Source organism: Streptomyces sp. NPDC025806 (genome assembly GCF_055558275.1).
Genome location: NZ_JBVHMU010000018.1, coordinates 78339 through 102292, shown reverse-complemented (window position 1 = coordinate 102292; position 23954 = coordinate 78339). Strand labels below are relative to the sequence as shown.

Annotated in this window: 19 protein-coding genes; 17 read left to right on the top strand and 2 right to left on the bottom strand. The window is 72.7% G+C overall.

The window, feature by feature from the left end; genetic code table 11:
* Positions 1–53 precede the first annotated feature (53 nt).
* The 5 genes from ACZ4E1_RS32435 to ACZ4E1_RS32415 all read left to right on the top strand — a co-directional run bounded on the left by ACZ4E1_RS32435 (position 54) and on the right by ACZ4E1_RS32415 (position 5347).
* Positions 54–1322, top strand: coding sequence for a DUF5685 family protein (locus ACZ4E1_RS32435; protein WP_467546250.1), 1269 nt, complete (start codon positions 54–56; stop codon positions 1320–1322).
* A 246-nt stretch (positions 1323–1568) separates the two neighbouring features.
* On the top strand, positions 1569–3983 hold the full coding sequence (locus tag ACZ4E1_RS32430) for a sensor histidine kinase (protein WP_467546248.1): 2415 nt from the start codon (positions 1569–1571) through the stop codon (positions 3981–3983).
* Complete coding sequence (locus ACZ4E1_RS32425) at positions 3980–4408, top strand: roadblock/LC7 domain-containing protein (protein WP_467546246.1); 429 nt, start codon at positions 3980–3982, stop codon at positions 4406–4408. The genes ACZ4E1_RS32430 and ACZ4E1_RS32425 overlap by 4 nt, the downstream gene beginning before the upstream one ends.
* A complete protein-coding gene (locus ACZ4E1_RS32420) occupies positions 4405–4773 on the top strand; it encodes a DUF742 domain-containing protein (protein WP_467546244.1) in 369 nt (122 codons plus the stop codon). Before ACZ4E1_RS32425 ends, ACZ4E1_RS32420 begins: the two co-directional genes overlap by 4 nt.
* The gene (locus ACZ4E1_RS32415; RefSeq protein ID WP_467546243.1) at positions 4757–5347 is read left to right on the top strand and encodes a GTP-binding protein; all 591 of its coding nucleotides are present in this window, start codon (positions 4757–4759) and stop codon (positions 5345–5347) included. The genes ACZ4E1_RS32420 and ACZ4E1_RS32415 overlap by 17 nt, the downstream gene beginning before the upstream one ends.
* A 26-nt stretch (positions 5348–5373) precedes the next feature.
* On the opposite strand, the gene ACZ4E1_RS32410 is transcribed toward ACZ4E1_RS32415, so the two are convergent.
* Positions 5374–6315, bottom strand: a complete 942-nt coding sequence (locus tag ACZ4E1_RS32410) for an ABC transporter substrate-binding protein (RefSeq protein ID WP_467546241.1) — start codon at positions 6313–6315, stop codon at positions 5374–5376.
* A gap of 510 nt (positions 6316–6825) precedes the next feature.
* Here ACZ4E1_RS32410 and ACZ4E1_RS32405 point away from each other — a divergent pair.
* The 10 genes from ACZ4E1_RS32405 (at position 6826) to ACZ4E1_RS32360 (ending at position 18184) form a co-directional block, all read left to right on the top strand.
* Complete coding sequence (locus ACZ4E1_RS32405; protein ID WP_467546239.1) at positions 6826–7674, top strand: amino acid ABC transporter permease; 849 nt, start codon at positions 6826–6828, stop codon at positions 7672–7674.
* Complete coding sequence (locus ACZ4E1_RS32400) at positions 7671–9461, top strand: FAD/NAD(P)-binding protein (RefSeq protein WP_467546237.1); 1791 nt, start codon at positions 7671–7673, stop codon at positions 9459–9461. Before ACZ4E1_RS32405 ends, ACZ4E1_RS32400 begins: the two co-directional genes overlap by 4 nt.
* 37 nt (positions 9462–9498) lie before the next feature.
* Positions 9499–10410, top strand: a complete 912-nt coding sequence (locus ACZ4E1_RS32395) for an amino acid ABC transporter permease (RefSeq protein ID WP_467546236.1) — start codon at positions 9499–9501, stop codon at positions 10408–10410.
* The gene (locus ACZ4E1_RS32390) at positions 10407–11195 is read left to right on the top strand and encodes an amino acid ABC transporter ATP-binding protein (protein WP_467546234.1); all 789 of its coding nucleotides are present in this window, start codon (positions 10407–10409) and stop codon (positions 11193–11195) included. Before ACZ4E1_RS32395 ends, ACZ4E1_RS32390 begins: the two co-directional genes overlap by 4 nt.
* A 74-nt stretch (positions 11196–11269) precedes the next feature.
* Positions 11270–12250 (top strand): ABC transporter substrate-binding protein, encoded by a 981-nt coding sequence (locus ACZ4E1_RS32385; RefSeq protein ID WP_467546232.1) that lies wholly within the window; start codon positions 11270–11272, stop codon positions 12248–12250.
* A 40-nt stretch (positions 12251–12290) separates the two neighbouring features.
* Positions 12291–13370 carry an LLM class flavin-dependent oxidoreductase gene (locus tag ACZ4E1_RS32380; RefSeq protein ID WP_467546230.1) on the top strand — a complete coding sequence of 360 codons (1080 nt, stop codon included), beginning with the start codon at positions 12291–12293 and terminating at the stop codon, positions 13368–13370.
* Positions 13367–14692 carry an LLM class flavin-dependent oxidoreductase gene (locus ACZ4E1_RS32375; RefSeq protein WP_467546228.1) on the top strand — a complete coding sequence of 442 codons (1326 nt, stop codon included), beginning with the start codon at positions 13367–13369 and terminating at the stop codon, positions 14690–14692. The genes ACZ4E1_RS32380 and ACZ4E1_RS32375 overlap by 4 nt, the downstream gene beginning before the upstream one ends.
* Entirely contained in the window at positions 14689–15450 is a 762-nt protein-coding gene (locus ACZ4E1_RS32370) for a DUF1684 domain-containing protein (RefSeq protein ID WP_467546226.1), read from the top strand. Before ACZ4E1_RS32375 ends, ACZ4E1_RS32370 begins: the two co-directional genes overlap by 4 nt.
* A gap of 241 nt (positions 15451–15691) precedes the next feature.
* Positions 15692–16597 (top strand): S1 family peptidase, encoded by a 906-nt coding sequence (locus ACZ4E1_RS32365; protein ID WP_467546224.1) that lies wholly within the window; start codon positions 15692–15694, stop codon positions 16595–16597.
* 504 nt (positions 16598–17101) lie between these two features.
* On the top strand, positions 17102–18184 hold the full coding sequence (locus ACZ4E1_RS32360) for a S1 family peptidase (protein WP_467546222.1): 1083 nt from the start codon (positions 17102–17104) through the stop codon (positions 18182–18184).
* 67 nt (positions 18185–18251) lie between these two features.
* Here ACZ4E1_RS32360 and ACZ4E1_RS32355 read toward each other — a convergent pair whose 3' ends face one another.
* Complete coding sequence (locus ACZ4E1_RS32355; protein WP_467546221.1) at positions 18252–19268, bottom strand: DUF3533 domain-containing protein; 1017 nt, start codon at positions 19266–19268, stop codon at positions 18252–18254.
* Between the two features lie 184 nt (positions 19269–19452).
* On the opposite strand from ACZ4E1_RS32355, the gene ACZ4E1_RS32350 reads away from it, so the two are divergent.
* Positions 19453–22917 (top strand): DNA polymerase III subunit alpha, encoded by a 3465-nt coding sequence (locus ACZ4E1_RS32350; protein ID WP_467546219.1) that lies wholly within the window; start codon positions 19453–19455, stop codon positions 22915–22917.
* The gene (locus tag ACZ4E1_RS32345) at positions 22914–23945 is read left to right on the top strand and encodes a DNA polymerase Y family protein (RefSeq protein WP_467546217.1); all 1032 of its coding nucleotides are present in this window, start codon (positions 22914–22916) and stop codon (positions 23943–23945) included. Before ACZ4E1_RS32350 ends, ACZ4E1_RS32345 begins: the two co-directional genes overlap by 4 nt.
* The last annotated feature ends 9 nt before the right edge of the window (positions 23946–23954 follow it).

Sequence of the window (23954 nt, the reverse complement as noted above, 5' to 3'; positions counted from 1 at the left end):
GGTGCGCGCCTGCCCGGTTGACGCACCGTCATGCGGCGCACGGGGGAGTCGCTTTGTTCGGAATCGTGAGGCCCTGCAGCCATCGGCTCGGCGAGGGGCTCAAGACGCAGTGGATGGCGCATCTGTGCGGGCTCTGCCTGGCGCTGCGCGGCGATCACGGGCAGTTCGCCCGCATTGTCACGAACTATGACGGTTTGCTGGTCTCGGTCCTGACGGAGGCTCAGGCCGAGCGCACCCAGGCCGGAGGCTGGCGCCGCCAGGCCGGGCCCTGCCCCCTGCGCGGCATGCGCACCGCCTCCGTCGCCCAGGGCGAGGGCGCCCGGCTCGCCGCCGCCGTCTCGCTCGTCCTCGCCTCGGCCAAGGTCCGCGACCACGTCGACGACCGGGACGGCGTCTTCGCCCGCAGGCCCGTCGCCGCCGCGGCCCGCAAGGTCGCCGCGAGCTGGGGAAAGGCGGGCGCGCGCACGGGATCTGACGTCGGGTTCGACACCGCCGTGCTGATCGACGCCGTCGAGCGGCAGGCCGGCGTCGAGTCCCTCGCCGGACCCGGCACCTCCGTGCTCACGGTCACCGAGCCGACCGAGACCGCGACCGCCGCCGCCTTCGCCCACACCGCCGTCCTCGCCGGACGCCCGCACAACGCGGAGCCGCTCGCCGAGGCCGGCCGCCTCTTCGGCCGGCTCGCCCACCTCCTCGACGCCGTCGAGGACCAGGGCGCCGACGCCGAGACCGGCGCCTGGAACCCGCTGACCGCCACCGGCACCCCGCTGCCCGAGGCCCGCCGGCTCGCCGACGACGCCGTGCACGGCATCCGGCTCGCCCTGCGCGAGATCGACTTCGTCGACGGCCGGCTCGCGCACCTGCTGCTCGCGCACGAGCTCGGCCGCTCCGTCGACCGCGCCTTCGGCACGACCACCTGCTCCACCGGCCACGGCCACCCGCAGCAGCCCGGCCCCTACGGCCCGGCCGGCCACGGCTCCTTCACCCCGGACCAGGCCTACGGCTCCAACAACCCCTACGGCGGCGGCCCGCAGGGGCCCGGCGGACCGTACGGCCCCGGCGGCGGGGGCGGCGGCGACGGATTCGGCGGCTTCGGGGGAGACCCGGCCAAGCCGCCCCGCCCCGAGAAGCGCGGCTTCTTCGCCGGCTGCTTCGCCGCGATCGGCCTCTGCTGCACCTGCAAGGTGTGCTGCGCCGACGAGTACGAGGGTGCCTGGTCCCGCAAGAAGCGCGAGGGCTGCTGCAGCAACTGCGACGGCTCGTGCTGCGAGGCCTGCTCCTGCTGCCAGTGCTGCGAGTGCCTCTCCTGCTGCGACTGCTGAGCGCCGCCGCTCACCACTTTCAGGCACTCACCCCTGAGGCGCCTCACCCCTGAGAGGGGTCGTCCGCCCCTGTGTTCGGCCCTGCCGAAACAGGGGCGGATCCCTGTATGGACCCGGAATCAAGGCGGTTCATGTTGTGTCCATATAAAACCCCGCCCGGACGGGTGACCTGAGGTCCCGAGGGTCGTTGACCGTGCACAGAAACCCGCACGTTTCGACAACTCGCCCTCTCTATAAGGCCATGACGTGGATCTTGCATCGCCTCCCGCACCGGCGACGTCGGTGAAGGACGCCGTCGCCCGCTCCGTGAAACCCCGGACCATCAGGTCCCGCCTCCTCCGCATCCTCGGCATCTGTCTCGCCGTGCTGCTCGCCCTCCTCGGCGTCATCGCGACCGGACACATCTCCGACTACCGCAACGCGGCCCACGGCGCCGCCAACGCCGAACTCGAGGTCACCCTCCAGGCATTCGTCCACGAGCTGCAGAAGGAACGCGGACTCACCGTCGCCTACGTCGGCGGCGAGAAGACGTTCCGCGGCCCGATGACCGCGCAGCGCAAGACCACCGACGCCGCGCGCACCACCCTGGAGAACACGCTCACCGAGCACGAGGACGCGGACGCGGACACCGTGCGGGCCACGATGGGCCGCGTGGACGCCCTCACCGGCATCCGCCAGTCCGCCGACAACGGCACCGCCAAGGTCGAACCCACCTTCAACTGGTTCACCAGCACCCTGATCGCCCTCGACCGGCCCGACCTCGGCCTCGAGGACGTCCAGGACGAGCAGCTGCGCGACGCGTTCCGCACCCTCCAGGTCATCGGCAACGCCAAGGAGTTCACCGGCGAGGAGCGCGCCATCGTGCTCGGCTCCCTCGACGCCGGCGGGCGCTTCAGGGGCGACGACTACAGCCGCTTCATGCAGATGCGGGCCGGCCGGCTCGCCGCCCTCGACGCCCTGCCGAGCACCGCCACCCCGAGCGAGCGCCGGCGCCTCGCCGACGCCCTCGACACCCCCGAGGCGCAGCGCACCTTCGACTACGAGGAGAACGCCGTGCGCGGGGCGGGCAAGCTCTCCGCCCGCGACATCCCGCCCATGTCCTGGTACCAGTCGATCACCGCGACCATCGACGGCCTGCGCGGCGTCCAGGTCTCCGTCGGCGAGGACATCCAGGCCCGCGCCCTCGAACTGGAGCGCCGGGCGGGCCTCGACCTGCTGCTCTTCCTCGTGTTCGCCCTCGTCATGACCGCCGCCGTCGCTGCCCTCGCCCGCAACTGCGTGCGCTCCGTGTCCGGCCCCCTCAGCCGGCTCGCCGACCAGGCCCGCGACGTCGCCGAGGTCCGGCTGCCCCAGGCCGTCGCCGCCGTGCAGGCCGCGGACGGCGAACAGCCCGACCCGCCCGAGCCGCTCACCCCGGACGTCTACGCCGGCGCCGAGGTCCGCGACGTGGCCGAGGCCTTCGACCGGGTGCAGCGCGCCGCGTTCGACCTCGCCACCGAGCAGGCCGTACTGCGCCGCAACGCCACCGAGTCGCTGGTCAGCCTCGGCCGCCGCAACCAGAACCTGGTCCGCCGTCAGATCAGCTTCATCAACCGGCTGGAACACGAGGACGCCGACCCGGACACCCTCGCCAACCTCTTCGAGCTCGACCACCTCGCGACCCGCATGCGCCGCAACGCCGAGTCGCTGCTCGTGCTCGCGGGCGAGTCCAGCCCGCGCACCTGGTCCACCGCGCTCTCCATGACCGACGTCCTGCGCGCCTCGCTCTCCGAGGTCGAGGAGTACCGCCGCGTCACGCTGCGCCGCGTCGACACCGCGCACATCAGCGGACTGCACGTGGCCGAGGTCGCCCACCTGTTCGCCGAGCTGGTGGAGAACGCGCTGAGCTTCTCGCCGCCCGAGTCCGAGGTCGAGATCGAGGGCCGGCGCACCAGCGAGGGCTACCTCGTCGCCATCGTCGACCACGGCCACGGCATGGACAGCAAGGCCCTCGCCGAGGCCAACGTCCGGCTGTCCGGCGCGGCCGGCTTCATGGCCGAACCCACCCGGTTCCTCGGCCACTTCGTGGTCGGCGCCCTCGCCCGCAGGTGCGGCATCGAGGTGCGGCTCGGCGAGGCTCCCGCCGCCGGTGTCGTCGCGCGCGTCCTCATCCCGGCCACGCTGCTCACCGAGCCCACCGCCAAGGACAAGAAGAAGGCGGCCAAGGCCGCCGCGAGCGGAAGGAAGGCCGCGGACGGCGGTCGGCGCCCCGTCGACCTGCCGGCCCCGCGCGCCGAGCGCGAGCCTGCGCGCGGCACGGCCGCGGACACCGCTCCGGAGCCGGGCCCGGCCAGGGAACCCGCCGCTGTGAGCGCCCACGCTCCCTCCGCCGCCCGCACCCGCAACGGCCTGGTCAAGCGCCCCCAGCGCAGCGCCATCGCCAAGGTCGTACGGGAGAGCGGCGAGCCGGAGCGTCCCGCACCCCCGGCACCGGCCGTCGAGCGGGGCCCCGACCAGGTGTCGGGCATGCTCTCCAGCCTGCGCAGTGCCCACATGCGCGGCGCCATCAGTGTGGAGCGGGAGCGGGCCGCCGCCGAACAGTCGAAGACCTCGGGCGCCTCGGGCACCGCAGGCACCTCGGGAGTCTCGGGCACCGAAGCCGAAGGGAAGGGCGAGAAGTGAGCACCGTCGACACGCGAGGCGACTCGCAGACCTTCAACTGGCTCCTCGCCAACTTCGTCCGCAAGACGGACGGGGTCCGGGACGCCGTGGCCGTCTCCTCCGACGGACTGCTCATCGCCGTCTCCGACGGACTCGGCCGCACCGAGGCCGACCACCTGTCCGCGATCGTGTCGGGCCTGTCCAGCCTCGCCCGCAGCGCGTCCAAGCGCTACGGCTTCGACGGGGTCAAGCTCATCATGATCGAGATGGGCCGCGGCTTCCTGCTGGTCTCGGCGATCCGGGACGGCTCCTGCCTCGGCGTGCTCGCCGACAGCAGCGGCGAACTCGGCCTCGTCGGCTACGAGATGGCCGTCCTCGCGGAGCGGGCCGGTGACCTGCTGAACCCGATGCTCATCGCCGATCTGCGGGAGACGCTGCCGCGATGAGCACCGACCGACCTCATGGGGCGGAGGACGACGACGCCGCGGACACCCAGTTCGTCCGTCCCTTCATCATCACCGGTGGCCGCGCGCTGCCCGCCCAGGCCGATCTGCGCCTGGAGACGCTCGTGGTCGCCTGCGACCCGGCGGAGGGGGCCGCGCCCCTCGCCTTCGAGCGCCGGCGGATCGTGGCGCTCTGCGCGCAGGCCACCACCGTCGCCCAGATCGCGGAGGCGGTGGAGGTGCCGCTCGGCGTCGCCAAGGTGCTCATCTCCGACCTCGTCGTCAGCGGTCATCTGACCTGCTCGCAACCCGTGGAGCTTCCGCTCCACACCCTTGAAAGGATCAGAGACCATGTCAGGGCGCTCTGAACGCCGCGCGCCGCTGGCCGTGAAGATCGTGGTCAGCGGTGGACTCGGCGTCGGCAAGACCACGTTCATCGGTGCGGTCTCCGAGATCGAACCCCTGGACACCGAGGCCGCGATCACCCAGGTGTCGCTCGGTGTCGACTCGCTCGACGGCGTCGAGGGCAAGACGACCACGACCGTGGCCCTGGACTTCGGCCGGATCACCCTCGACGCGTCGCTCGCCCTCTATCTGTTCGGCACCCCGGGACAGGACCGGTTCTCCTTCCTCTGGGACGACCTGGTGGAGGGCGCGATCGGCACCATCGTGCTCGTCGACACGCGGCGCATCGAGGACTGCTTCCCCGCGCTCGACTACTTCGAGGCGCAGGGCACGCCGTTCGTGCTCGCCGTCAACCGGTTCGACGGCGCCGAGCGCTTCGAACTCGCCGAGATCCGCGAGGCGCTCGGCGTCGGCGACGAGGTCCCGGTCGTCGAGTGCGACGCCCGGGCCCGCGCCTCCGTCCGTGACGTCCTCGGGGCGCTCATGGACCAGATCATCGGCGTCCGCACCCGCGGACGCCGGCCGGTCGGGGTCTGACCGTCCGACCCCGGTCCGGCCCCGGCTCAGTCCTTGATCTCCGGCGGTGAGATCCGGGACCGCTCGATCGCGGACGGCGCCGTACCCCACTTCTTCAGGATGCGGGTGTACGTGCCGTCCGCGATCAGCTTGTTCACCGCCGCCTGGAAGGCCGGCGCGAGCGGGGTGCCCTTCTTGAACGCGAAGCCGACGTCGAGCCGGTGGAACTCGTTGAGGAACCGCAGCCCCTCCTGGTGCTCCACCGCGTAGCGCAGCCCGTTGATCGTGCTCATCACGACGTCCGAGCGACCCTGCTGGAGCGACGACCAGATCGCGCTCGACTCCGCGTACGTCTTCACGCTGTACGGCTTCTCGCCCGCGTCGGCGCAGACACCCTTGTTGTCCTCCAGCGTCGCCTCGAACGTCGTGCCCGCGCCCGTGGCCACGTTCAGCCCGCACAGCTGCTTCAGGTCGGTGACCTTCTTCAGGTCGCTGTCCTTGCGGACGGCGAAGCCCTGGCCGTCGTTGATGTAGGTCACGAAGTCGATGGTCCTGCGGCGCTCGTCGGTGACGCCGAAATTGCCCGTGCCCAGGTCGTACTTGCCGCTGCCGAGCGCCGGCAGGATCGCCTCGAAGCTCGCGACCTCCTGGTGCAGCTCGATGCCGAGCACCTTCGCGACGGCGCGGGCGAAGTCGACGTCCTGGCCGGCGATCGTCTTCCCGTCCGGCAGATAGGACGAGCCCGGCGGGGTGCCGCCCACGGTCACCGCGAGTCTCAGGCTGCCCTCCTTCCGTACGGAGGCGGGGAGAAGTTTCGCGGCGGCGGGGTCTTCCCGTACGGACGAGGTCACGTCCTGGGTGGGGATCTTGTCGCTCTTCGCGGCGCCCGCGGGCGCCGCGTCCGTGGCGTCACCGGAACCGCACGCGGTCAGTCCGAGGGTGGCGACGGTGATCAGCGCGAAGGCGGAGGTCAGGGTGGAGGAGCGCATGGCGAGGTGGATGCCCTTCTACGGCGGCGCGGAAGCAGGCGGAAACAGGGTGGTGCGAGGGGAGGGGAGGGTGCAGCGAGGTGAAGGCGCGAAGGGCGCACGGCACGGTGGCCGCGCGTACGGACGCGTGAGTGCTGCGGATCCGAGGGATCCGTCGAATGAAGAGGTGGAGCGAGAAGGGCGTGACGCGCGCGGAGTGAACGCGGGCGTCAGCGGGCGTCGCGAGGAGGACGCCGGAAGGGCATCAACAAGACGCGGACCACACTCGACCGAAGTCGATGTGGGAGCGCGTGACCAGCCACTGCTGCGGATGCATGGGCCAAGTGGAACAGGCATCCGTTTCCGCGTCAACTCGCCTGAGACGTACGGCTCACAGTGTGGACACCCTTGACAGGAGCGGTGAACAGCCCCGTACTCTCGGTGCGGTACCGCTGCTGAGGGGCTCGGTGCCGGCAAGACCGCAGACGTGAAGGCAAGACCGTGCCGGAGTTCCGGCCATCGGAGCCTGCCATGTCCTCACAGACCCTCACCAAGACACCGCCCCGCCGGGCCGCTTCCGGCGCCGCACCGCCCCGTATCGTCGCGCGGCGCCGCACCGGCCAGTGGCTCGCCGCCGCCCTCGTGCTCACCCTGCTCGGCCTCGCCGTGAACTCGGTGCTGCGCAACGAGGCCTTCCAATGGGACGTCGTCGCCGACTACTTCACCACCACGGCCGTACTGCGCGGCCTCGGCCTCACCCTGTGGCTCACCGCCCTCGTGATGGTCCTCGGCTTCGCCCTCGGCACCCTGCTCGCCGTCCTGCGCCTGTCCGCCAACCCCGTGCTGCGCGCGGTCAGTTGGGGCTACGTGTGGCTGTTCCGCTCCATGCCGATCCTGGTCCAGCTGCTGTTCTGGTTCAACATCGGCGCCCTGTACCCGCACATCCTCGGCATCAGGACCGTCGACCTGTTCGGCCCGGTCACCGTCGCCGTCGTCGGACTGACCCTGCACGAGGCCGCGTACGCCGCCGAAGTGGTGCGCGGCGGCATCCTCTCCGTCGACCGCGGCCAGATCGAGGCCGCCCAGGCGCTCGGGCTCAGCCGCTCCCGGCGCTGGCGCCGCATCGTGCTGCCGCAGGCGATGCGCTCCATCGTCCCGCCCGCCGGGAACATGCTGATCGGCACCCTCAAGGGCACCTCCATCGTCAGCGTCATCGCCGTGCAGGACCTGCTGTACTCCGTGCAGCTGGTCTACCACCGCACCTACCAGGTCATCCCGCTGCTCCTGGTCGCCACGCTCTGGTACGTCGTCGTCACCTCCCTGCTCAGCGTCGGCCAGCACTACGTCGAGCGGCACTACGCGCGCGGAGCCGGCCGATGAGCGCCGCGCGGCCGCCGCGCCGCTCGCTCGTCGTCGTCGGCGCCGGGCCGCGGGGGACCGGTGTCCTGGAGCGGATCGCCGCCAACGCCCGTGACGAGGACGGTCCCTGGCACCTCGACATCCACCTCGTCGACCCGTACCCGCCGGGCGGCGGACGCATCTGGCGCGAGGACCAGTCCCCGCTGCTCTGGATGAACTCGCAGGCCCAGGACGTCACCATGTTCACCGACGACACCGTGGAGCTCGACGGGCCCGTGCTGCCCGGCCCCGCCCTGCACGCCTGGGCCGGACTCGACGGCCGCGCCTTCCCCGACCGCCGGCGCCAGGGCGGCTATCTGCGCTGGGTGTACGAGAAGGCCGTCGCCGCCCTGCCCGAAGGCGTCGTCGTCCACCACCACGCGCGGCGCGCCCTGCGCCTCGCCGGCACCCGCCACGGCCGCCAACAGGTGTGGCTGGAGGACCGGCCGCGCCCCCTGCTCGCCGACGCCGTCGTCCTCACCCAGGGCCACCTCGACGCCGAACTCGACGAGGAGCAGCGCGGGTTGAGCGCGTACGCGGCACGCCACGGGCTCGTCCACCTGCCGCCGGACTTCACCGCCGACTCCGACCTGAGCGCCCTCGCGCCCGGCCAGGACGTCATCGTGCGCGGCTTCGGGCTCGCCTTCGTCGACCTGATGGTGCTGCTCACCGAGGGGCGCGGCGGGCGCTTCGAAGGGGACCGCTACCTCCCCTCGGGCCGCGAGCCCGTGCTGCACGTCGGCTCCCGGCGCGGCGTGCCCTACCACTCCAAGATCGGCTACGACTGGGACGACACCCTCGGCGAACGGCCGCCGCTGCCCCGCTTCCTCGGGACCGCGCAGATCGACGAACTCCTCGCCAGGGACGGCGGGTTCGACTTCCGGCGCGACGTGTGGCCGCTCATCGACAAGGAGCTCGGCTTCGCGCACTACCACCGCCTGTTCACCGCGCACCCCGAGCGCACCGCCGTCGCCTGGACCGACTTCGAGGAGAAGTACGCCGCCGCCGACCCGCTCGGCGCCGAACTCCAGGCCCTCGTCGCCGCCTCCGTCCCCGACCCCGCCGACCGGCTCGACCTCACCGCCCTCGACCACCCCCTCGACGGCATCCGCCACCGCTCGCCCGAGGAGCTCCAGGAGGCCCTGCGCGGCTACATCACCGCCGACCTGGAACGCCGGCACGACCCCGCGCACGACCAGGACCTCGCCGTCTTCCTCGGCCTGCTCTCCGTGTACGGGCAGCTCGTCCGGCTCGGCGACCTCGGCCCCTGGTGGCACGGCTTCTTCAGCTACCTGGCCTCCGGGCCGCCCGGACCGCGCCTGCGCCAACTGCTCGCCCTGTCCCGCGCGGGCGTCGTTCGCTTCCTCGGCGCCGGCGTGCGGGTGAGCGCCGAGGACGGCGTCTTCCGGGCCACCGGCGACACCGTCCCCGGAGCCGTCGTCGAGGCCCGCGCCCTCGTCGAGGCCCGCCTCCCGCAGCCCACCCTCGCCCGCACCCGGGACCGCCTGCTGCGCGAGCTGCACGCCGAGGGCGCCGCCGCCACACCCACCGGGCTGCTCGCCGTCGACCCTGCCGACGGCCGGATCCTGCACCGCGACGGCAGCGCCCACCCGCGCCGCTTCGCGCTCGGCCCGCACACGAACGCGCGCGGCGCCGGCGCCTTCACCCGGCCGCGCACCAACAGCCCCTCGTTCCGGCAGAACGACGCCACCGCGCGGGCCGTGCTCGACCTCCTGCGCGACCTGGACTGTCGCGCCGCCGCGGCCTGATCCCCGTAGGACCCCCGCCCCCTCCCTTAGGACCCCCATGTCTCTGACCAGCGATCCACCCCTCAAGACCTCCGCCGACCAGGAGGTGAAGGCCGTCGCGGCGCCCGCCGCCGACGACGACCCGGGCCGTCTGAAGGTCGTGCCCGTGCGCCACCCCTGGCGCTGGGCCGCCATCGCCGTGACCGCCGTGCTGCTCGCCCAGTTCGTGCACGGGCTCGTCACCAACCCCGGCTGGGAATGGGAGGTGTTCGGCGAGTTCTTCACCGCCGACGTCGTCCTCAAGGCCGTCTGGACGACGCTCCAGCTCACCTTCTACGGCACGGCCCTCGGCTTCGCGCTCGGCATCGTGCTCGCCTTCATGCGCCTGTCCCGCAGCCGCTTTCTGCGGACCGTGGCGTTCGGCTACATCTGGGCGTTCCGCTCGATCCCGCTCATCGTGCAGCTGCTCTTCTGGTTCAACCTGGCCTACCTCTACAAGGAGTTGCAGTTCGGCATCCCCTTCGGGCCCGGCTTCTTCTCCTTCGACACCATGGGCCTGGTCGGCGCGATGAGCGCCGCCGTCCTCGGCCTCGCCCTGCACCAGGCCGCGTACGCCGCCGAGATCGTGCGCGGCGGCGTGCTCGCCGTCGACGGCGGACAGCTGGAGGCCGCGGCGGCGCTCGGCATCCCGCGGCTGCGCCAGATCCGCCGCATCGTGCTGCCGCAGGCCATGCGCTCGATCCTGCCGAACGCCGCCAACGAGGTCATCTCCCTCTTCAAGGGCACCTCGATCGTCTCCGTCATGGCGATCGGCGAACTCTTCTACCAGGTGCAGGTCATCTACGGCCGCAACGGCCGCGTCGTCCCCCTGCTCATGGTCGCCACCGCCTGGTACATCCTCCTGACCAGCGCGCTCTCCGTACTCCAGCACTACGTCGAACGTCACTACGCGAAAGGCACGACCCGATGAGCGCCCCCACCGCGACCCCTGAAGCCGCCCCCATGGTCGACATCAAGGCCGTGCACAAGAGCTTCGGCCCCCTGGAGGTGCTGCGCGGCATCGACCTCCAGGTCCGCACCGGCGAGGTCACCGTCGTCCTCGGCCCGTCCGGCTCCGGCAAGTCGACGCTGCTGCGCACCATCAACCACCTGGAGAAGGTCGACAGCGGCTGGATCAGCGTCGACGGCGCCCTCGTCGGCTACCGCAGGTCCGGCGACAAGCTGTACGAGCTGCGCGAGCGCGAGGTCCTCAAGCAGCGCACCCACATCGGTTTCGTCTTCCAGAACTTCAACCTGTTCCCGCACCTGACCGTCCTGGAGAACGTCATCGAGGCGCCCGTCTCCGCCCTCAAGCGGCCCCGCGCCCAAGCCGTCGAGACGGCCCGCCGGCTGCTCGACCGGGTCGGGCTCGGCGACAAGGCGGACGCCTACCCGCGCCAGCTCTCCGGCGGCCAGCAGCAGCGCGTCGCCATCGCCCGCGCGCTGGCCCTGGAGCCCAAGCTGCTCCTGTTCGACGAGCCGACCTCCGCGCTCGACCCCGAGCTCGTCGGCGAGGTCCTCGACGTCATCAAGGACCTGGCCCACCAGGGCACCACGATGATCGTCGTCACCCACGAGATCGGCTTCGCCCGCGAGGTCGCGGACACCGTCGTCTTCATGGACGAGGGCCGCATCGTCGAACAGGGCGCCCCCGTCGATGTGCTGGACGCGCCGCGCGAGGACCGCACCAAGGCCTTCCTCTCGAAGGTCCTCTGAACCCCCCTTCTCTGAACCCTATTTCCCTGAACTCCCTTTCCCTTTGGCTCGTTTCACCGTTGAGGAGAACTTCCGTGCTGAACCGCCGTGCCCTCGTCGCCTCCTTCGCCGCCCTCGCCGCGGCGCCTCTGCTCGCCGCCTGCGGAGGTGACAGCGACGCCGCCGCCCGGACGGGCGGAGCGGGCGCCGCCGGCACCAAGAAGGTCGGGAACATCAACATCGGACCCGACCAGAACCGCATCCGCGGCAAGAAGGTCGACGCCATCGCCGCACTGGTCCCCGAGTCCGTGCGGGGGCGCGGGACGCTCCGGCTCGGCGGCAGCGCCGACGCCTCGCCACCGCTCGGCTTCTTCGCCACCGACGACAAGACCCGGATCGGCTCCGAGATCGACCTCGCCACCCTCGTCGCCGACACGCTCGGTCTCAAGCTCCAGCCGGAGCTGGTCAGTTGGGAGAACCTCTTCGTCGGCCTCGACAGCGGAAAGTTCGACGCCGTCTTCTCCAACGTCACGGTCACCGAGGAGCGCAAGGAGAAGTACGACTTCGCCACCTACCGGCTCGACAACATCGCCTTCGAGGCCAAGAAGGGCACGAGCTGGCGGGTCAAGGGGCCGAAGGACGTGGCCGGGAAGACCATCGCCGTCTCCTCCGGGACCAACCAGGAGAAGATCCTCATCGACTGGAGCAAGCAGAACGAGAAGGCCGGCCGCAAGCCCGTCACCATCAAGTACTTCCAGAAGGACACCGACTACTACCTGGCGCTCCAGTCCGGCCGCATCGACGCCTACCTCGGCCCGAGCCCCGCCTCCGCCTACCACGTCGCCTCCGCGGGCCAGTCGCAGATCATCGGCACCATCTCCGGCGGCGGCGACCTCGTCCAGGGCAAGATCGCCGCCACCACGAAGAAGGGCAGCGGCCTCGTCGACGCCTACGCCGCCGCGCTGAACCACGTGATCGAGGACGGCTCCTACGGGCGCGTGCTCAAGCGCTGGGGCCTGTCGAGCGAGGCCGTGCCGAAGTCCGAGATCAACCCGCCGGGCCTGCCCAAGCCGTGACCGCCCCCGCCACCGGTTCTCCCAGAGAGGTCCGCCACCCATGACCACCCGTCCCACCGGACGCCGGTCGCTGCACCTCGCCGCGGCCGTCGACCTCCCGGACACCTACGAGGCCGAGCCGTACGAGCGTGCGGTCCGGCTCGCCGAGCACGGCGCGCTCGACTTCGTGACGCTGCACGACTCGTTCGCCGCACCGGGCCCCGACGGCCTCGCCGTCCTGTCCCGGCTCGCACCCCGCACCACCCGGATCGGACTCGTGCCGACCGTCACCACCACGCACACCGAGCCGTTCCACGTACAGGCCGCGGTCGCCACCCTCGACTGGGTGAGCCGCGGCCGGGCCGGCTGGCGGCCCGACGTCTCCACCGGCGCCGCCGAGTCCCGGCTCTTCGGCCGCCGGGACCCGGCCCCGCCCGCCGCCCTGTGGGCGGAGGCCGACGACGTCGTCGACGCGGCCCGCAAGCTGTGGGACAGCTGGGAGGACGACGCCGAGATCCGGGACGTCGCCACCGGCCGCTTCGTCGACCGCGACAAGCTCCACCACGTCGACCACGAGGGACCGACCTTCTCCGTGCGCGGCCCGTCCATCGTGCCGCGCCCGCCGCAGGGCCACCCCGTGGTCGTCGTCGACGCCGGTTCGCCCCACGCCGCCGAGGCCGCGGCCCGGCACGCCGACGTCGCCCTCGTCGCCGAGGCCGAACCGGACCGGATCGCCGCCGCGCGGGCCGCGCTGCGCCGCCGCGCCGCCGAACTCGGACGCGACCCCGACACCCTGCGGGTCCTCGCCGCGCTGCGCATCGACCTCGGCGCGGGGGAGCGCGCCGCGCGGCCCGGCCACGGCGGCGGCCCGCTGCCCACCGAGGACGGCCCGCTGTACCGCGGCGGGCCCGTCGACCTCGCCGACCTGATCGCCGACTGGCACCGGGGCGGCGCCGCCGACGGCTTCCACCTCACGCCGCTCGACCCGCGCCGCGACCTGGAACGCCTCGTCAACGGGACCGTGGCGCTGCTCCAGCACCGAGGCCTGTTCCGCACCTTCTATCCGGGCAGCACCCTGCGCGAACACCTGGGGCTCGCCCGGCCCGTCAACCAGTACGCCACCGCGGGGGAGCGGCGATGACCACGACACCCACGACATCCACGAGGCCCCGGCAGGTGCACCTCGCCGCGCACTTCCCGGGCGTCAACAACACCACCGTCTGGGCCGACCCCCGGTCGCGCTCCCAGATCGACTTCGCGTCCTTCGAGCATCTGGCCCGCACCGCCGAACGCGGCCTGTTCGACTTCTTCTTCCTCGCGGAGGGGCTGCGGCTGCGCGAGCACAAGGGGCGCATCCACGACCTCGACGTCGTCGGCCGCCCCGAGTCGATCACCGTCCTGAACGCCCTCGCGGCCGTCACGGACCGGCTCGGGCTCGCCGCCACGGTCAACGCCACCTTCAACGAGCCGTACGAGACCGCACGCCGCTTCGCCACCCTGGACCACCTCAGCGGGGGCCGCGCCGCGTGGAACGTGGTGACCTCCTCCGACGCCTTCACCGGGGAGAACTTCCGGCGCGGCGGCTTCCTCGACCGCGCGGACCGGTACACCCGGGCCGCCGAGTTCGTGGACGTGGCCCGGCAGGTGTGGGACGCGGGCAGCGAGCGCCCGTTCCGCCACGCGGGACAGCACTTCACGGTCGAGGGCGACGTCGGTCCGGCGCGCCCGCCGCAGGGGCACCCGGTCGTGATCCAGGCCGGTGACTCCGACGAGGGCCGCGAGTTCGCCGCGTCCGCCGCCGACGTCATCTTCACGCGCCACGGGACGCTGGAGGCGGGCCGCGCCTTCTCCGCCGACGTGAAGGGCCGCCTCGCCCGGTACGGACGCGCCCCGGACGACCTCAAGATCATGCCGGGTGTCACCTTCGTGCTCGGCGACACCGCGGAGGAGGCCCAGGAGAAGGCCGCCGGGATCCGCCGGCAGCAGGTCTCCCCGCAGAACGCGCTCCTCACCCTCGAACAGGTCTGGGGCGTCGACCTCTCCGCGTACGACCCGGACGGACCGCTGCCCGACATCGACCCGGTGCCCGACAGCGGCCTGTCCCAGGGGCGCACCCACCGCGGCGACGTGTTCGAACTGGCCGAGAAGTGGCGGGCGCTCTCCCGCGACAAGGGCCTGTCCATCCGGCAGACCGTCATCGAGACCACGCGCCGCCAGTCCTTCATCGGCACCCCGGCCGCGGTCGCCGCCGAGATCGACGCCTTCGTGCAGGCCGGGGCCGCCGACGGCTTCATCCTCGTCCCGCACCTCACCCCGGGCGGCCTCGACGACTTCGTCGACCAGGTCGTCCCCCTCCTCCAGGAACGCGGTGTCTTCCGCACGGAATACACCGGCACGACGCTGCGCTCCCACCTCGGGCTGCCCGTCCCGGCCCCGCGCCACGAAAGGATCCCCACCGCATGACCGACGCCGCCGATCTCTGGAAGCAGTGGCACGAGGAGCGGACCGCCGCCGTCTCGGCCCCGCACGGCCCGCTCGCCCTCGCCGGCACCCACTGGCTCGCCGACCATCCGGAAGGGCAACTTCCGGCCATCCCCGGGCGGTGGCGCGCCGACGGCGACGCCGTCGTCCTCACCGCGGGCCCGGACGAGGGATACGCGACGACGGGCGAGCTCAGACTGGCCGCGGACACCACCGTGCCGCTCGGCGAGCGCCGGCTCGTCGTCATCGTCCGTGAAGGCCTGTGGGCGGTACGGGACTTCGACCCCGCGGCCCCCACCCGCACCGCCTTCACCGGGATCGACACCGCGCCCCACGACCCGCGCTGGACCCTCCCCGCACAGTTCACACCGTACGAGGAGACCCGTGAGATCCGCGTCGGGAACGCGGACGGTGTGGAGCGCGGGCTCGGGCTCGCCGGGGAACTGTCCTTCACGCTCGACGGCAGCCGCCACACCCTGCGCGTGACGGGGCTGCCCGACGGCCGGCTCTGGGCCGTCTTCGCCGACGCCACCAGCGGGAAGAGCACGTACCGCTTCCGCTTCCTGTACGCGGACGCGCCCGGCCCCGAAGGCCGCACGACCGTCGACCTGAACCGCGCGGTGCTGCCCAACTGCGCCTTCGCCGACCACTTCGTCTGCCCCTTCCCGCCGCCGGGCAACACCCTGCCGGTGGCCGTCGACGCGGGTGAACGGAACCTGACCGCCCCCGTCGCCGTCTGACAGGCCGAGCCGGGCCCCGGCGGCGTGAAGCCGTCGGGGCATGCCGTCGTGCTTGCGGAGATCCGGTGGAAGGCCGAAAGGCACCCTTGTGCCGGGTAGTTGAGAACCCGAATACTCCCGATCAGCGCTTGTCAGGGTCACGTCGTGTTCGGAATCCGGACCGCGGCGGGGGCCTCGACTGCGCCTCACCGGGCCCCGACCCCACGCGGGCCCCCCGACTTCCCTACGGGAGGAACGACCAGTGAGGATCAAGCGCACCACCCCCCTCAGCGGTACGGCGAGACGGACCCGGCTGATCGCCGCGGGTACCGGGCTGCTGGCCGCTGCGGCGTTCGCCGTACCCAGCGCGCACGCCGCCGAGACCCCGCAGACCTTCACGGCCGCCGAACTCGCGCAGACCACCGACGCGGTGCGGGGCGCCGATGTCGCCGGTACCGCGTGGGCTGTCGACGCGAAGACCAAGCAGGTCGTCGTGACCGTCGACAGCACGGTCTCGCAGGCGGAGATCAACAAGATCCGTCAGGAGGCCGGCGCCAACGCGGGCGCGCTCAAGATCGAGCGCACACCGGGCACCTTCAAGAAGCTGATCTCCGGCGGCGACGCCATCTACGCGAGCAGCTGGCGGTGCTCGCTCGGCTTCAACGTCCAGGACAGCAGCGGCAACTACTACTTCCTGACCGCCGGTCACTGCACCGACGGCGCGGGCACCTGGTGGTCGAACTCGTCGCACTCGACGACCCTCGGTTCCACCGCCGGGTCCAGCTTCCCGGGCAACGACTACGGCATCGTGCGCTACACGAACAGCTCCGTGGCCAAGTCCGGCACCGTCGGCAGCCAGGACATCACGAGCGCCGCCACGCCGTCCGTGGGCACCACGGTCTACCGGCGCGGCTCCACCACCGGCACGCACAGCGGCCAGGTCACCGCCCTCAACGCCACCGTGAACTACGGCGGCGGCGACATCGTCTCCGGCCTCATCCAGACCACGGTCTGCGCCGAGCCCGGTGACTCCGGCGGTCCGCTCTACGGTGGCACCAAGGCGTACGGGCTCACCTCCGGTGGCAGCGGGAACTGCTCCTCCGGTGGTACGACCTTCTTCCAGCCGGTCACCGAGGCGCTCAGCGCGTACGGGGTGCACGTGTACTGACCTGACTCCGGTTCAGGTGCGTCTTGTGCGGAGCAGCAGCCAGTGAGAGGGAAGCCCCCGTCCGGCGTTCGCCGGGCGGGGGCTTCTTGTGTCCGCCTGCCCGCCGTCGGGGGGTCGGTCGTGTGCGGCCGCGCGCCCGGTGGGGCTTCTCGCGCAGTTCCTCGCGCCCCTGACGGGGCTTCCTGTGTCTGCCCACTCGCCGTTGAGGGATCGGTCGTGTGCGGCCGCGCGTCCGGTGGGGCTTCTCGCGCAGTTCCCCGCGCCCCTGACCGGGCTTCTCGTGCGGTTCCCCGCGCGCCCGGTGGGGGTTCTCGCGCAGTTCCGCGCGCCCCTTTCGGGGCTTCTCGTGTGGTTTGTCGTGTGCCTGGTGGGGCTTCTTGGTGGGTCTTGAAATCGGGGTTGTGTGCGAGTGGGGTCCGTGGGAATAGTGGGGCGCGTCAGCCTCACGGAGCCGGTCCACCCCCACATCGGGCCGGTTCCCGACCCCCCACAGGAGGACGAGAGTTGAAGCACCGACGCATGTCCAAGCGGCGTGCCGCGATCGCCGGAGGCGGAATACTCGCCCTGGCCGCCGCGGGCATCACCTTCCAGACCGCGAACGCCAGCACCGACACCCCGGTCCAGACGCCCCGTACGCTCTCCGTCGCCAAGGCCGGGGACCTCGCCTCGGCCCTGACGAAGGATCTGGGCGCCGACTCGGCGGGCAGCTACTACGACGCCCGCAGCAAGCAGCTCGTGATGAACGTGCTGAGCGAGGACGCCGCCAAGACCGTCGAGGCGGTCGGCGCCAAGGCCAGAATCGTGCAGAACTCGCTCGCCGCGCTGAAGAGCGCCCGCACCACCCTGAAGAACGACGCGACCATCCCGGGCACCTCCTGGGCCACCGACCCGGCCACCAACAAGGTCGTCGTCACCGCCGACCGCACGGTCGAGGGTGCCGCCTGGGGCAAGCTGAGCAAGGTCGTCGACGGGCTCGGCGGCAAGGCCGAACTCAAGCGCACCCAGGGCGAGTTCAAGCCCTTCGTCGCGGGCGGCGACGCCATCACCGGGGGCGGCGGCCGCTGTTCCCTCGGGTTCAACGTGGTCAAGGGCGGTGAGCCGTACTTCATCACCGCGGGCCACTGCACCGAGGCGATCTCCACCTGGTCGGACTCCAGCGGCCAGGAGATCGGTACGAACGCGCAGTCCAGCTTCCCGGACAACGACTTCGGGCTCGTGAAGTACACCGCGGACGTGCCGCACCCCAGTGAGGTGAACCTCTACAACGGTTCCGCGCAGCAGATCACCGGGGCCGCCGACGCGACCGTCGGCATGAAGGTCACCCGCTCCGGTTCCACCACCCAGGTCCACGACGGCTCGGTGACCGGCCTCGACGCCACCGTGAACTACGGCAACGGCGACATCGTCAACGGTCTGATCCAGACCGACGTGTGCGCCGAGCCCGGTGACAGCGGCGGCTCGCTGTTCTCCGGCGACAAGGCGATCGGCCTCACCTCCGGCGGCAGCGGCGACTGCACGTCGGGCGGCGAGACGTTCTTCCAGCCGGTGACCGAGGCGCTCTCCGCCACGGGCACGCAGATCGGCTGAGTCCGCAGGGCGCGTCCGTACGAAGATGGGGCACCCCGCGCCGCGGGGTGCCCCATCTGTCGGTTCCTCAGGCCCGCGCGGGGTGCTTGCGCTCGCGCAGGGCCGCCACCAGCAGGGTGACCACGACGCCCAGGACCGCCCAGGCGGAGAGGACCAGGAGGGACTTCGTCAGGGCGTTGCCCTCGAAGTAGGCGATCGAGCGGGCCGCCCAGGTGCCGGCGCCCGGTGGCAGCCACGGGCCGATCGCCTTCCAGAACGGGGGCAGCAGCGGCAGCGGGTAGGCGCCGCCCGCGCTCGGGTTGCCGGCCACGACGACGAGCAGCACGGCGAGGCCGATGCCGACGACGCCGGTCAGTTCCTGGAGGGCCAGGGTGATCGCGCCGACCGCGAAGGTGACCAGGGCGCCGAGCCCGGTGAGCCCCCAGAAGGAGCCCGGCAGCGCGCCCAGGATCGTGTCGCCGACGATGAGCGCGCCGCCGATGCCGCCGACGATCGAGACGAGCGCCATGGCCCCGATCCGGATGCCCGCGCGCTGCGGGCTCGCGCGCAGCGCCCCGGCGCTGATCGACATGATCGAGGCGCACAGGTAGCCGCCGACGCACCAGCCGATGACGAGGTAGAACGACGACAGCCCGTTGAAGTCCTCGGACGAGGCGGGGGCCACGTCGATCGTCCGCACGGTGCGCTGCTCGGCGGCCTCGATCCGGACGGTCAGGACCTGCAGGACGTTCGAGAGGGACGCGCCGCCCCCGGACGCGACGAGCAGGGTGTCGGTGGTGCCCCGGGGGTCGATGATCAGGGCGCCGTCGATCTTCCGGTCCATGATCTGCTGCCGCGCCGTCTCCCGGTCGGCGACCACCCGTGGATCGAGCGGCGACCCGGGCAGCTGGTCGAGCCGCTGCTCGGCCTGCTGGGCGACGGCCGGCACGGGGGCCACGACGCCGAACGGCACGTCCTTCGGCTTGGGGCTGTGCAGCGCTCCCACGTAGGAGGTGATGAACAGGAGCTGCAGGGCGAGCACCCCGATGACGAGCAGCGCGGCTCGTGGGGTGACGGCGGCCTTGAACTCGTCGGCGAACTTCATGTCCCCACGGTCCGGCGGGCCCCGCCCGCGTGCAGTCGGGGAGGGCCGAACGGGTGCCTGGAGGAGCGGGGGCACACAGGTATTCGCACAGATATTCGAACATGGTCTATGGTGAGGAGAGCGGGCCCGATGGGGCGAGCGTGGCAGGTCAGGCAGGAGGGGGCAGGGTAGCGAGGTGGTTCGGATGCGGGGCTTCACGCATCTCCACACCGCCTCGGGGTTCTCCCTGCGGTACGGCGCCTCGCACCCCGACGCGCTCGCCGAGCGGGCCGCCGAGCGGGAGATGGACGCGCTCGCGCTGACCGACCGGGACACCCTCGGCGGCGCCGTCCGCTTCGCCAAGGCGGCGAGCCGGGCCGGCATCCGCCCCCTGTTCGGCGTCGACCTCGCGGTCGCCGCACCGCAGGAGGCCGCGGGCCGCACCGAGCGTCGGCGCACCCCGGTCCGCGGCGGCGCCTTCGTCGACGAGTCGGCCCAGCGCGCCGTGTTCCTCGCCCGTGACGGCGCGGCCGGCTGGGCCGCCCTGTGCGACCTCGTCACCGCCGCCCACCGGGACCTCCCCGACGGCGCCCGCCCCCTGCTGCCCTGGGACACCACCGTCGGCGACCACATCACCGTGCTGCTCGGCCCCGACTCCGACGTCGGCCGCGCCCTGGCCGCCGGACGCCCCGACCGCGCGGCCCGGCTGCTCGCCCCCTGGCGGGAGCGGTACGGGGACGCGGCCCTGCGCATCGAGGCGGTCCACCACGGACGCGGCGGCACCGGACCCGGCTCGCTGCGGCTCGCCGCCCGCGCCCTCGGCTTCGCCGTCGAACAGAAGATCCTGCCGGTCCTGACCAACGCCGTGCGCTACGCCGACCCCGGACAGGGCGAGGTCGCCGACGTCCTCGACTCGGCGCGCCGGCTCGTCCCGATCGACCCGCGCGCCGGGCTCGACGGCGGCGAGCGCTGGCTCAAGCCCGGAGACGACATGGCGGACCTCGCCCTGCGCGTCGCCGAGGCCGCCGGCTACCGCGCGAACACCGCCCGCCGCCTCCTCGACGTCACCGAGCAGACCGCCGTCGCCTGCCGCGTCGACCCCGAGGACGACCTGGGCCTCGGCCGCGTCCACTTCCCCGAACCGAACCTCGTCGGCGCCGCCCGGCGCACCCCCGAGCGGGTGCTGCGCTCGCGCTGCGCCGCCGCGATGCTCGCCCGCGGCTACGACCGGCGGCGGAAGTACTGGGACCGTCTGGAGGAGGAGCTCGGCCTGATCGAACGGCTCGGCTACGCCGCCTACTTCCTCACCGTCGCCCAGGTGGTCGCCGACACCCGGGACCTCGGCATCCGGGTGGCCGCCCGCGGCTCCGGCGCCGGATCCCTGGTCAGCCACCTGCTCGGCATCGCCACCGCCGACCCGGTCGAACACGGGCTGCTCATGGAGCGGTTCCTGTCCGAGCGGCGCACCGAGCTGCCCGACATCGACATCGACGTGGAGTCCGCCCGCCGCCTCGAGGTCTACCGCGCGATCCTGGAGCGCTTCGGCCCCGAGCGGGTGGCCACCGTCTCCATGCCCGAGACCTACCGGGTGCGGCACGCCGTGCGCGACGTGGGCCTCGCCCTCGGCCTGAACCCGGGCGAGGTCGACCGGCTCGCCAAGTCCTTCCCGCACATCCGTGCCCGCGACGCCCGCGCCGCCCTCCAGGAGCTGCCGGAACTGCGCGGCATCGACCCGCAGGCGTACGGGCCGCGGCTGTGGGACCTGGTCGAGGCGCTCGACGGCCTGCCGCGCGGCATCGCCATGCATCCGTGCGGGGTGCTGCTCTCCGACACCGCGCTGCTGCGCCGCACCCCCGTCGTGCCGACCAGCACCGAGGGCTTCCCCATGTCCCAGTTCGACAAGGAGGACGTGGAGGACCTCGGGCTGCTCAAGCTCGACGTGCTCGGGGTGCGCATGCAGTCCGCGATGGCGCACGCCGTCGCCGAGATCGAACGGACCACCGGGCGGCGCATCGACCTCGACGACCCCGCGCAGGTGCCGCCGGGCGACCCGAAGACGTACGCGCTCATCAAGAGCTCCCAGACGCTCGGCTGCTTCCAGACCGAGTCGCCCGGTCAGCGGGACCTCATCGCGCGGCTGCAGCCCGAGACCTTCCACGACCTCGTCGTGGACATCTCGCTGTTCCGCCCCGGCCCGGTCGCGGCGAACATGGTCGACCCGTTCATCAAGGCGCGGCACGGCCGGCAGGCGCCCCGGTACCCGCACGAGGACCTGAAGCCCGTGCTGGAGGACACGTACGGGGTGGTCGTCTTCCACGAGCAGATCATCCGCATCCTGGACGTGATGACCGGCTGCGGTCTCGCCTTCGGTGACTACACGCGGCGGGCCCTGTCGAATCCCGACCAGGTCGGCCGGGTGAAGGCCTGGTTCGCCGAGCGGGCGCGCGGGCGCGGCTACGCGGAGGAGGTCGTCGAGCGGACCTGGGAGATCATCGAGGCGTTCGGCGCGTACGGGTTCTGCAAGGCGCACGCCGTCGCGTTCGCCGTGCCCTCGTACCAGTCGGCCTGGCTCAAGGCGCACCGGCCCGCCGCCTTCTACGCGGGACTGCTCATGCACGATCCCGGCATGTACCCGAAGCGGCTGCTGCTCGCGGACGCGCGGCGGCGGGGGGTGCCGCTGCTTCCGCTGGACGTCAACGCGTCGGATGCGGCCTATCGAATCGAACTGGTGTCTGAGCGAGGGGTTCCGGAGTACGGGCTCCGGCTCGCGCTCGGCGATGTGCGCGGCATGAGCGAGGGCGAGGCCGCGCGGATCGTCGAGGGCCGCCCCTACGTCTCCCTCCAGGACTTCCTCTCCCGGGCCCACCCCTCCCGCCCCGTCGCCGAACGGCTCGCCCAGGTCGGCGCGCTCGACGCCTTCGGGCGCAACCGGCGCGACCTGATGCTGCACATCGCCGAACTGCACCGCTCCCGACTCCGGTCGGGCAGCGGCCAGTTGGCGCTGGGCGAGACCGGTGACACCCCCGACACGGTCGCCCCCGCCCATCTGCCCGACCTCGACGACGCCGAACGGCTCGGCGCCGAGCTCGGCGTGCTCGGCATGGACACCTCCCGGCATCTCCTCGGCGACCAGCGGGAGTTGCTCGACGAGCTCGGTGTGGTGTCCGCGCAGCGGCTGCGGGACCTGCCGCACGGACAGGTCGTGCTCGTCGCCGGCGCCAAGGGCGCCGTGCAGACCCCGCCGGTCCGCTCCGGCAAACGCGTCATCTTCGCCACGCTCGACGACACGACGGGCCTGGTCGACTGCGCGTTCTTCGAGGACAGCCACGACGCCAGCGCGCACACCGTCTTCCACTCCTGGCTGCTGCTCGTGCGCGGCGTGGTGCAGCGCCGCGGCGGCGGCAGCGGCAAGGCCCTCTCGGTCACCGGGTCCGCCGCCTGGGACCTGACCGAACTGGCCGAACTGCGCCGCACCGGCGGCCTGTCCGCGGTCACCGAGCGGCTCACCGAACGCGGGCTGCCGACGGGCGACGGTGATTCCGGGACCGGCCGCACCATCCACCTGGAGACCGGTTACGACCTGCACCCGTGGGCGGACCTCCAGCCGCCCGGTGAATCCGTCAAGCAGAGCCGCAAGCTGTGGCACCAGAGCCCGGGGAGCGCGGGATGACCGAGACCGGGAACGGGGCGACCGAGAACGGGGCGACCGAGAACGGGATGCACGTCCTGTACATCCACTTCCACGAGCTGACGGACGAGCCGCTCTACCACCGGCTGCTCGACCTCCTCGCCGAGTTCACCCCGCAGGTGCAGGCCCTGCCGCCGGACGCCGCGCTCGCCGACGTCTCCGGCAGCCTGCGCTACTTCGGCACCGACGCCCTCGCCCTCGCCGAACGCGTCCGCGCCCGCACCGGCGGCCTCTACGGGCTGCGCTCGACCGTCGGTGTCGCCGCGAACCCCATGCTGGCCCGCATGGTCGCCGCCGACGGGCCGCCCTCCGCGGTGCGCGCGCTGCCCGACGACGTGGACGCCGTCGCCGCCTTCCTCGCGCACAAGCCCGCCGCCGCCCTGCACGGGGTCGGCCCCGCGACCGCCCGCACCCTGTCCTCGTACGGCCTGGACAGCGTCGGAAAGATCGCCGCCGCGCCGCTCGGCACCCTCCAGCGGATCCTCGGCGCCGGTGCGGGGCGGCGGCTGCACGACGCGGCGCACGGTCTGGACCCGACCCGGGTGGTCCCCGCGGCCCCGGCCCGCTCCCTGCGCGTCGAACATCGCTTCCCGCAGGACGAGCTGGACGCGGACGTGCGGCGCGCCGCCCTGCTCGCCCTCACCGACCGGCTCGGCCTGCGGCTGCGCGCCGAGCGGCAGGCCACCCGCTCCCTCGCCCTCACCGTCCGCTACGCCGACCGCACCGGGTACACGACGATCACCCGCAGCCGCACCCTGCGCGAGGCCACGTCCCACACCCCGCCGCTGACCGCGCTGGCCCGCGAGCTGCACGACCGGCTCGCACTGCAGCGGGCCCGGGTCCGCTCCCTCGCCCTGCGCGCGGAGGACCTGATCCCGGCCGAACAGGCCCCGCGCCAGCTCCTGTTCGACCCCGTCGACGAGCGGGCCCGCCGCATCGAGGCCGTCGTCGACCGGGCCCGCCGCAAGTACGGCCCCGACGCGGTGCGCCCGGCGGGGGCGGCGGGCTGAACCGGGTGC

Coding starts and splice junctions, on each gene's coding strand:
- ACZ4E1_RS32380 (WP_467546230.1), top strand. CDS start 12,291: ATGACCACCCGTCCCACCGGACGCCGGTCGCTGCACCTCGCCGCGGCC.
- ACZ4E1_RS32355 (WP_467546221.1), bottom strand. CDS start 19,268: ATGAAGTTCGCCGACGAGTTCAAGGCCGCCGTCACCCCACGAGCCGCG.
- ACZ4E1_RS32400 (WP_467546237.1), top strand. CDS start 7,671: ATGAGCGCCGCGCGGCCGCCGCGCCGCTCGCTCGTCGTCGTCGGCGCC.
- ACZ4E1_RS32345 (WP_467546217.1), top strand. CDS start 22,914: ATGACCGAGACCGGGAACGGGGCGACCGAGAACGGGGCGACCGAGAAC.
- ACZ4E1_RS32405 (WP_467546239.1), top strand. CDS start 6,826: ATGTCCTCACAGACCCTCACCAAGACACCGCCCCGCCGGGCCGCTTCC.
- ACZ4E1_RS32420 (WP_467546244.1), top strand. CDS start 4,405: ATGAGCACCGACCGACCTCATGGGGCGGAGGACGACGACGCCGCGGAC.
- ACZ4E1_RS32410 (WP_467546241.1), bottom strand. CDS start 6,315: ATGCGCTCCTCCACCCTGACCTCCGCCTTCGCGCTGATCACCGTCGCC.
- ACZ4E1_RS32370 (WP_467546226.1), top strand. CDS start 14,689: ATGACCGACGCCGCCGATCTCTGGAAGCAGTGGCACGAGGAGCGGACC.
- ACZ4E1_RS32415 (WP_467546243.1), top strand. CDS start 4,757: ATGTCAGGGCGCTCTGAACGCCGCGCGCCGCTGGCCGTGAAGATCGTG.
- ACZ4E1_RS32350 (WP_467546219.1), top strand. CDS start 19,453: ATGCGGGGCTTCACGCATCTCCACACCGCCTCGGGGTTCTCCCTGCGG.
- ACZ4E1_RS32390 (WP_467546234.1), top strand. CDS start 10,407: ATGAGCGCCCCCACCGCGACCCCTGAAGCCGCCCCCATGGTCGACATC.
- ACZ4E1_RS32375 (WP_467546228.1), top strand. CDS start 13,367: ATGACCACGACACCCACGACATCCACGAGGCCCCGGCAGGTGCACCTC.
- ACZ4E1_RS32395 (WP_467546236.1), top strand. CDS start 9,499: ATGTCTCTGACCAGCGATCCACCCCTCAAGACCTCCGCCGACCAGGAG.